The sequence below is a fragment of the Ferruginibacter sp. genome (assembly GCF_031391665.1).
GTDB lineage: Bacteria > Bacteroidota > Bacteroidia > Chitinophagales > Chitinophagaceae > Ferruginibacter.
Map to the genome: position 1 here is coordinate 1 of NZ_JANMUN010000277.1, position 8779 is coordinate 8779.

The 8779-nt window shown below is 36.7% G+C and carries 7 protein-coding genes; all 7 read left to right on the forward strand.

What is annotated here, in order from left to right; genetic code table 11:
* A partial coding sequence (locus tag ACY651_RS21330) for an LptF/LptG family permease (protein WP_462255546.1) occupies positions 1–1143 on the forward strand: 1143 nt, incomplete at its 5' end.
* A gap of 24 nt (positions 1144–1167) precedes the next feature.
* Complete coding sequence (locus tag ACY651_RS21335) at positions 1168–1923, forward strand: superoxide dismutase (RefSeq protein WP_462255547.1); 756 nt, start codon at positions 1168–1170, stop codon at positions 1921–1923.
* A gap of 24 nt (positions 1924–1947) precedes the next feature.
* Entirely contained in the window at positions 1948–5010 is a 3063-nt protein-coding gene (locus tag ACY651_RS21340; protein WP_462255548.1) for a sensor histidine kinase, read from the forward strand.
* A gap of 53 nt (positions 5011–5063) precedes the next feature.
* Positions 5064–5705, forward strand: coding sequence for a response regulator (locus ACY651_RS21345; RefSeq protein ID WP_462255549.1), 642 nt, complete (start codon positions 5064–5066; stop codon positions 5703–5705).
* A gap of 66 nt (positions 5706–5771) precedes the next feature.
* Positions 5772–6647: a glycine-rich domain-containing protein gene (locus ACY651_RS21350; RefSeq protein ID WP_462255550.1), complete on the forward strand. Its 876-nt coding sequence runs from the start codon at positions 5772–5774 to the stop codon at positions 6645–6647.
* Positions 6648–6744: 97 nt separating this feature from the next.
* Positions 6745–7884 carry a hypothetical protein gene (locus tag ACY651_RS21355; RefSeq protein ID WP_462255551.1) on the forward strand — a complete coding sequence of 380 codons (1140 nt, stop codon included), beginning with the start codon at positions 6745–6747 and terminating at the stop codon, positions 7882–7884.
* Between the two features lie 76 nt (positions 7885–7960).
* Positions 7961–8485 (forward strand): hypothetical protein, encoded by a 525-nt coding sequence (locus ACY651_RS21360; protein ID WP_462255552.1) that lies wholly within the window; start codon positions 7961–7963, stop codon positions 8483–8485.
* Positions 8486–8779: the final 294 nt, after the last annotated feature.

An 8779-nucleotide genomic window follows, 5' to 3' on the forward strand; every position in this document is an offset into this window, starting at 1 on the left:
TTACGTTTTATGCGGCCTTTAGTATTTGTGGCTATTTTATTAAGTGGTATTACTTTTTTATTTGCCAATTATGTTATTCCTTACACCCAATTAAAATTTGTAACCTTATACAACGATATTTTTTACAAAAAGCCTGCGTTCGATTTAAAGGAAGGTGTTTTTTTTACCTATATACCCACGTATGCTATTAAAGTGGGTAAAAAAGATGAAGACAATAAAACCATTCACAATGTGTTGATTTACGAACAAACCAACTCCCTGCAGGATAATTGTATTGTTGCCGAAACTGGTGTGATGACCGTATCGGAAGATAAAAAGTTTTTAGAATTTAATTTACAGAATGGTTACCGCTATACTGAAAGAGGCAATTCCGGCGACTCCTCCACAGAGTTTATACGCATGGGGTTTAAAACGTTTAAAAAATTGTTTGATCTGAGTACGTTGCAAAAACAAAACACCAATGAAGATATTTATAAAAATAATTTTAAGATGAAGAGTGTGCGGCAGTTGGGTAACTCATTAGATTCTATTAAGTACATCAGCGATTCTCTTAAAACAAAAATGAATAAAGAACTGAATGGCTATTTGCATTATATAAATATTAACGACAGCATTTGGAAAAAAAATATCGACACTTTAAAAGCTGATAAATTTGATAAACTGATTCCCGATTCGGCAAGGCTTACCGTTTATGAATCGGCCATTACCACAGCCAATTATTTACGGAGCAGCATTCAAAATAATGGCACAGAAATAGCTGCTAAAAAAAATGAGATAAAGTTTCATAAATTAGAATGGCACCGAAAATTTTCTCTTTCGCTTGCCTGCCTGGTGTTATTTTTTATTGGTGCCCCATTAGGCTCTATCATCCGCAAAGGCGGGTTGGGCATGCCGCTTGTAGTAGCCATTATTTTCTTTTTAATTTTTCACCTGCTTAATATGTTTGGCGAAAAATTTGTGAAGGAAGAAATTACCACTCCCTTTACCGGAATGTGGCTGGCCATTTTTGTACTGGTGCCTGTTGGTATTTTTCTTACCTACAAAGCCATGCATGATTCCCAGTTATTCAGTAAAGAATTTTATTACCGTTCTTTTAAAAGAATAAAGCCTTTTTTAAGTACATTTAGGAGAGCAAAAAAATAATCAATCACCCCAAAATAATTAATGATGAAAACAACATCAAACAGCCGCAGAAAATTTATTACCGATTCTGCCAAAGGTACTATTGCATTAAGTATAGGATTAAGTACTGCAGGTTCGTTCGCAGCATCCTGCGCTCATGCAAAAAATATTTTAACCACTATACCTTCAACCGGTTTTAAACAGCAACCCCTACCCTACAAATACGATGCATTAGAGAATGTAATTGATGCCACAACAATGGAAATCCATTACAGCAAACATGCAGCAGCTTACAGTAAAAATGTAACGGATGCTGCTGCAGCAGAAGGTATTGATATTACAAAGCCATTAGAAGATGTGCTTTCAAAAATTTCAAAATACACACCTAAAATGCGTAACAATGGCGGCGGCCATTACAACCACGAAATGTTTTGGCAATGCATGAGGCCTAAGCAGGAAGGCAATAAACCAATGGGCAATTTGCAAGTAGCAATAACAAAGGCATTCGGAAGTGTTGATGATTTTAAAAAACAATTTGGCGATGCTGGCAAAAACAGGTTTGGCAGCGGTTGGGCATGGCTGTATGCTGATACCAATAAAAATTTAAAAGTGGGCAGTACACCCAACCAGGATAATCCGTTAATGGACATTAGTGAAATTAAAGGCACCCCATTATTAGCATTGGATGTTTGGGAACATGCGTATTATTTAAAGTATCAAAATAAAAGAGCCGATTATGTTGACAATTGGTGGAACGTAGTAAACTGGGATTATGTTGCTACCCGTTTTGCAGGTTTATAAAATCAGCATTTATACAAAGTATTGATGTATAAAATAATTTTAGCGCTAATATTATTTTTTTACTTTACCACAAGCCTTTATGCCCAGCAGCAAATGGGGCCATTTATGGCATACGGGCCCGAGAGCCGCTACTTTGCCAACTTAAATTATTCTGCTTATCAAAGTAAGAATGGCTATTTATGGTTTGGTACTTCAAATGGTTTAGTAAGATTCGACGGGAGGCGCTATAAAAATTTTTTTTCAGATCACTCTAACCCTAATTCTCCTTCGGATAATATTATTGTAAGTTTTGCAGAAGATAAAAATGATAACCTGTGGATGACAGGATTTATGCATGGCGTTACCTGCTATAATTCCAACACCGGTACGTTTAAAAAATATCCCACTTTAAGCAAAGATAATTTTGTGTATTACGGTGTAAATAATGTGCTGTGCGATACAGATAAAGAATTATGGTTTGCTACCGCCGGAAGAGGTTTAGCCAAATACAATTATGCTGCAGACAGTTTTGAACTTTTTTATCCTGAGCCAGATAAATGTAAAGATGGATCGGTACGGGGCGATAACTATTTAACTGATATATGCCAGGATAAAAATGATAAAAATATTTTATGGTGTACCGGGTTTCATGGCTTGTTTGCATTTAATAAAACAAGCCAACAGTTTACAAAATACATATCAGGATTAAAATATCCTAACGGAAATGAAGGCCTATTAAATGATGCAGAAACTGATGATAATTCTATTTTATGGCTGGCATCTTTTGGGTGGGGTTTAATTCAATTTAATACCATTACAAAACAATTTGCAACCATTACAGATAAGGCAATGCCACTGCAGGTAAACGATATAAAAAAAATTAACGACAGTATTTTGTACCTCGCCTGTTTTGATAAAGGCCTTGCAGCATACAATACTGTTACCAAAAAAATAAAAGATATTACCCCTACCAATTACAGTTATGCGCCAAAAAATACCGATCCGGGCATACAAAGAATATCCATTACAAAAGATGCAGGCATTTTTATTGGTGGTAAATATTATTTTTATCAGCAGCATACCGCTTTTGAACGTTTAAAAACCAATATAAAATTTTACGACAATACCGATTCAAAACAAAATAAATTTCTTACAGGTATTGTTTGGGATGACTGGCGAAAAAAATACTGGATTTCTACAGCCTTCGGAAACGGTATTTATGAATTACTGCCGGATAAAAAAACCGCACTGCCTGTTAAATACTTTTCCCCCGCAACCAACAACCTGTTTAGTGATATTATTATTGACGGAAAAAAAAGAGTTTGGGCAATTAAAAAAAATTATGGCTTATATATTTATGATGATGAAACAAAAATGTTTACGACCCCGGCGGCGGCTTTACCAGTACCCGATTCTTTAAAAAATTTTATAACACATCTGGCTACTGATAAAAAAGGGAACATCTGGGCTTTTGCAAAAAACTATTTTATTTATTGTGATATAACACTCGGAACATTTGAGCAATACCCATTGCAATGGCACCGGGAATTTAAAGGGCAAAGAAAAAATATTACCGTTCAATTTAAAGCAGGGTTAGATGATAATGTTTTTCTTTTTACAGAAAATGGCATATTCAGTTGCAGCAGGGTTACAAAAAAAGTAACCCATATTTTTAAAACCGGTTTAGATAAAAATTCTCTTGGCTCTGCGGCAATAAAAGCAGCTACGGTAAACCGGTATAATGCATTATGGATATCGAACGGCAGTAATTTACAGGTAATGCACAGCTCCCTTTTTAATATTCTTGCCAATCATGATATTGATCACGGGCTGCCCTCTATGGCCATTAATGATTTAAACAGCGACAGCAGCGGAAAAATATGGGCCAGCACCGGCGTGGGTTTAGCCATGTTTAACCCTAAGGCTAAATACTGGCGCCTGTACAACCGCTTTGATGGTATAGAAAACGATTACCTGGATCTTTCGACTTTTATTACAACCGACAATAAAATTGCCATTGACCAGGCCAACGGATTTATTTTAAAAGATATTAATGAAATAGTAGCCACACCGCAGCAACCACTTTTACGCATCTCTTCTCTCCGCATTAACGACAGTGCTGTTGCAGGTACTGTTCTTCCGGAAAAAATAAAAGAAATTAATTTATCTTACAAAGAAAATAACATCACCATTGAGTATGCCGCAATGGATTGGCTGTACCCTTTGCAAACCACTTATATTTATTGGGTAGATGGATTAACACAATTAAAACAAACACCCACCAGCCCGGATGCCCGAATTAATTTATATGGCCTTGCGCCTGGAAAATATGTGGTGCATTTAAAAGCATTGAACAACAGCGGCGTTTGGAGTAATGAAGTAATGTTAACCATAAAAATAAATCCTCCATTTTGGTTAACCTGGTGGTTTATTACCCTTTGTATTTTTTCATTACTCGGTTTATCTTACCTGTTTTATAATTACCGTATAAAGCAACTGAGTAAACTGCAATCTATGCGTAATAATATCAGCAGAAATTTACACGATGATATAGGAGCATCATTAAGCAACATTAATATTTTAACCGAACTGGCAAAAAGAAATAAAAACAATCCTGAAAAATCAACAGAATATTTAGACAAAGCCGGGGAAGATATTCAATACATCAGCCAAAACCTGAGCGATATTGTCTGGAACATAAATCCCATGTACGATAATGCCGAAAGTTTATTTATCAGGATGAAAAGATATGCGGCAGATATGTTTGATGGAAAAGATATTTTATACAGCCTTAATTTTCCTGAAGATGTAAAATTGCTTAAGCTGCCCATGGAACAGCGCAGGGATCTGTATTTATTTTTTAAAGAAGCCGTTAATAACCTGGCTAAATATTCCAAAGCCGGTAATGCAGTAATCATTTTGCAAACTGCTGCAAATAAATTGCAGCTTACCATAAAAGATGATGGTGTTGGGTTTAATTTTGATACCATTAAAAAAGGCAATGGCCTGCATAATATGCAGCAAAGAGCCATTAATTTAAAAGGAGCATTAAAAATTACTACTGCTCCGCAACAGGGTACTGTTATTGATTTAATAATGCCGGTATAGCACTACCCAAATGTGTTACACATTTTTTGGTTTAAGGTATTACTTTTACTATCATGAGTTACAAGCTGCTAATTTTTGAAGACAATACAAAGCTGCGGCAATCGCTTGAAACATTATTGAATGATGAGAAGAATTTTAGCGTAGTAGGTTCATTTGATAATTGCGATGATGCAGTAGGCTGTATTGATATGCTTAAAGCCGAACTGGTAATAATGGATATTGATATGCCGGGTATTGGTGGTATTGAAGGTGTAAAACAAATAAAGCAGCATACACCTGATGTAAAAGTAATAATGCATACCGTGTTTGATGATGACAACCGCATATTCGACAGCATTTGCAATGGCGCCGATGGTTATTTATTAAAAAATATTGCCCCAGTACAACTCATACAAAGCCTGCAGGAAGTAATGGAAGGCGGCGTACCCATGAGCCCTTTTGTAGCGCAAAAAGTATTTCATTTTTTCAGAAAAAAAAATGTGACGGAAAATAAATTTAATCTTACCAAAAGAGAAAAAGAAATTTTAGAACTTTTAGTAAAAGGGAATTCTTATAAAATGATTGCCAATGTTTGTACTATCTCTGTAGATACTGTAAAGCGCCACCTGCAAAATGTTTACCACAAACTGCATGTAAACTGCGGCACCGAAGCCGTTGCAAAAGCATTACAGCATAAAATAATTATGCTGGATTAATATCACCCGAATGTGTAATTGCACAACTTTAATTTAATGTTGAATTTTATGCTAAATTATTTTAGCATGAAAAAAATATTTATTACCTCTTTTATTTTTATCACAAACATTGCCTTTTGCCAAAATGTAGGTGTTGGCACTGCTACCCCAAACGAAAAATTAGATGTAAATGGAAACATAAATGTAACCGGCACCATAAAAGCTAATGGGGCAGATGGCACACCCAACCAGGTGCTGATGAAAAACAACAGCGGACTTTTAAGCTGGGGCGATATGTGCGATTTTAAAAACATGGTAACGTTTACTGCCGCAGCATCTGGCAGCTGGACAGTGCCAGCCAATGTAAAAAGAGTTTGGATTGAAGTGTGGGGCGGCGGTGGAGGTGGTGGTGCATTTGGTGGTGGTGGTGGAGGCGGCTATGTAATGGGAATTTTTACAGTAACAGAAAACGATGTAATTAATTATACTGTTGGCAGTGGAGGAACCGGCGGCAGTAACGGTACCAATGGTAACAATTCATTAATTACTGCCGGTGCAATTACACTTACTGCTTTTGGAGGTGAGGGTTCAGTGTTATCAAGCGGTGTAATTACTAATGGTGGTGGAGGCAACTACTCAGTTAGTGCAGGTTTTACAAACTATTGGGGCATGCGTGGCGGTTTGGGTACGCCAAAACAATTTCGTTTTTTCTCTATTGGGGCAACCAATTACCAGGAAACTGCTGAGGGTAATGGAGGCAATGGAGCTAATGCTGCCAACACAGGCGGTGCAGGCCGTTTGAGAATTTATAACATGACAGCAGGAACAGAAAATTTTATTGGAATGCCCGAGCAGGGTAAACAGCCTGGTGGTGGTGGCGGAAGCGGAATAGGTGGCATAGGTTTACCTACAACGGGTGTTGGAGTTGCCGGGGCAGCAGGCGTTGTAATTTTTCACTACTAAATTTATTTACAAAAAATAAATGGCAAACATTTCCTCACCCAAATGTGTAATTGACCAGCGTTATTTGCTTTTATACCTTGCTTAAAATTTAAAACACATGAAAAAGCAACTGTACCTCTTTGTTGTATTATTTTTTCCTCTTTTTATCCAGGCTCAAAATGTAGGTATTGGTACCATCACCCCAACAGAAAAACTGGAAATAAAAAATCCTTTAAGAAGTACATTAAAGATGAGCTCAAACAGCACTTCAGATACAACTGAGCTACAGTTGAGTAACAAAACAGTCAATGGGTTTGGCACTTTTTACACGGACTTTTCAATAAAAAGTGTAAGGGAAGAAGGGTTGTTCTTTTCATCATCCTCAGATTTTGGCCCTAACAATGCTACCAACTCATTAGTAATATTACCCAATGGAAATGTAGGTACAGGCATTGCTGTTCCTACTGCTAAACTGCATGTAAACGGTGGCGTAAAAGTGCAGGGCTTAAATTTATTTGAGCTTGGTGCCGGTGTGGCGGGCAAAGAAATGAATGCAGGAAAAATTGGGTACAACGCATTTGGCACCAATGCACTTACTTTTGTTGGCGCCGGTACCAACGCTACCAACAGGGCTGTTTATTTTTTTGCGGAAGGCGGCACAACATTTAGCGGCCCTGCATTAATAACCGGCAATACCAATATTGGCGGTCAACTGCAACTTAACGGAAACTCCGGAGCAGCAGGGCAAGTGCTTTCTTCTAACGGAGCCGGAGACCCTTCATGGACAAACGCTGCTTATGGAAATAACACAAGATTTGCTGTAAAATTTTCTGGTGTTGCAGGCATTAGCGGTACTACAGTAATTGGCCCTACTTATTACAATACAAATACTGCAGATATTGTTATCTCTTCATCAGGTATTACTTTTAACCGTTCGGGCCTGTACCATTTTGATTTGGGCGTATTTGCAAGGATTGATTTTACTTCGGCTATTAGTGGCTCTCCTTTGTATGGAGCATGGTTGTTTTTTGGATTACCAAATTCTTTAGAACTTATTGATGACAAAATAATGACACCTTCAACCTCTGCTGCATCAAATACTACTTTTTTTGGTCATGAAAAAGTTTCTGCAGAAGTGTATATATCTGCTCCTGCAACGATTAGTGTTTATCAAACTTTTTCAACTTTAGGGCTTGGAGGAGGAGCCACTACCCATAGCTTTAATGGATTTGTTACCTGTCATTTAATTAATCAATAATTCTTCGCTGCAATATTTTAAATTTATACAATTGAAAGAGCTTTAAATAAACATTAAAACGCATTATCTTCAACCAATGAAAAAAGTACTGCTGCCTTTTTTATTTGTTGGCACAATGATAATGATATATGTAATGGGTAAAACCAGCACCACATTAAAAACTGCTGCAACCCCCATCGGTATTTTAAATTTAGAATTTGCTTATAATAATGTAAAAACTGCTGCAGTTGTACAGGCATGGGCACCCAATAACACTATCGATAATATTACTGTTGCAAAAAATAATACGTACTACGATTTTATTTTTTTGGCTTTCTACGCTTCCTTTTTATTTTTTACGGGCAAAAAAATTGCACAAATAAAAAACAGTAACACAGGTAAATTAATTGCTAATGGCGCAATAGCTGCAGGCATTTTAGATATTGCAGAAAATGCAGGAATGCTGTTTACTTTATCCGGTAATTTATCAGGTGCCGTTGCATTTATTACGGTAGTTTGCGCTGCTATAAAATGGGTGTTGGCAATTACTGTGGCGCTCTACTGCCTTGCAGGCATTGTATCTCTTATCTGGCATAAAAAATTCAACATGCTGTTTACCTAAATTGGCTCAGCCTTTGTTATCGAGGCACACTGCTGAAAAGTGCAACTATAACAAAGGCTGATAAATTGACAAACAATCTGGCACAAATTTAAGGGCATTATCTTCCACAAAAATTATTTTTTTCTACAAAATTTTGGTAAAGAATTTACCATCAAAATCCACTACTTTCGTTATCGGATTTTTTCAACATTCAACATTCAACATTCAACATTCAACATTCAACATTCAACATTCAACATTCAACATTCAACATTCAACATTCAACATTCAACATTCAACATTCAACATTCAACA

Excerpts from the sequence above, each read along its gene's own strand:
- ACY651_RS21345 (WP_462255549.1), top strand. The coding sequence starts at position 5,064 with ATGAGTTACAAGCTGCTAATTTTTGAAGACAATACAAAGCTGCGGCAA.
- ACY651_RS21350 (WP_462255550.1), top strand. The coding sequence starts at position 5,772 with ATGAAAAAAATATTTATTACCTCTTTTATTTTTATCACAAACATTGCC.
- ACY651_RS21335 (WP_462255547.1), top strand. The coding sequence starts at position 1,168 with ATGAAAACAACATCAAACAGCCGCAGAAAATTTATTACCGATTCTGCC.
- ACY651_RS21355 (WP_462255551.1), top strand. The coding sequence starts at position 6,745 with ATGAAAAAGCAACTGTACCTCTTTGTTGTATTATTTTTTCCTCTTTTT.
- ACY651_RS21340 (WP_462255548.1), top strand. The coding sequence starts at position 1,948 with ATGTATAAAATAATTTTAGCGCTAATATTATTTTTTTACTTTACCACA.
- ACY651_RS21360 (WP_462255552.1), top strand. The coding sequence starts at position 7,961 with ATGAAAAAAGTACTGCTGCCTTTTTTATTTGTTGGCACAATGATAATG.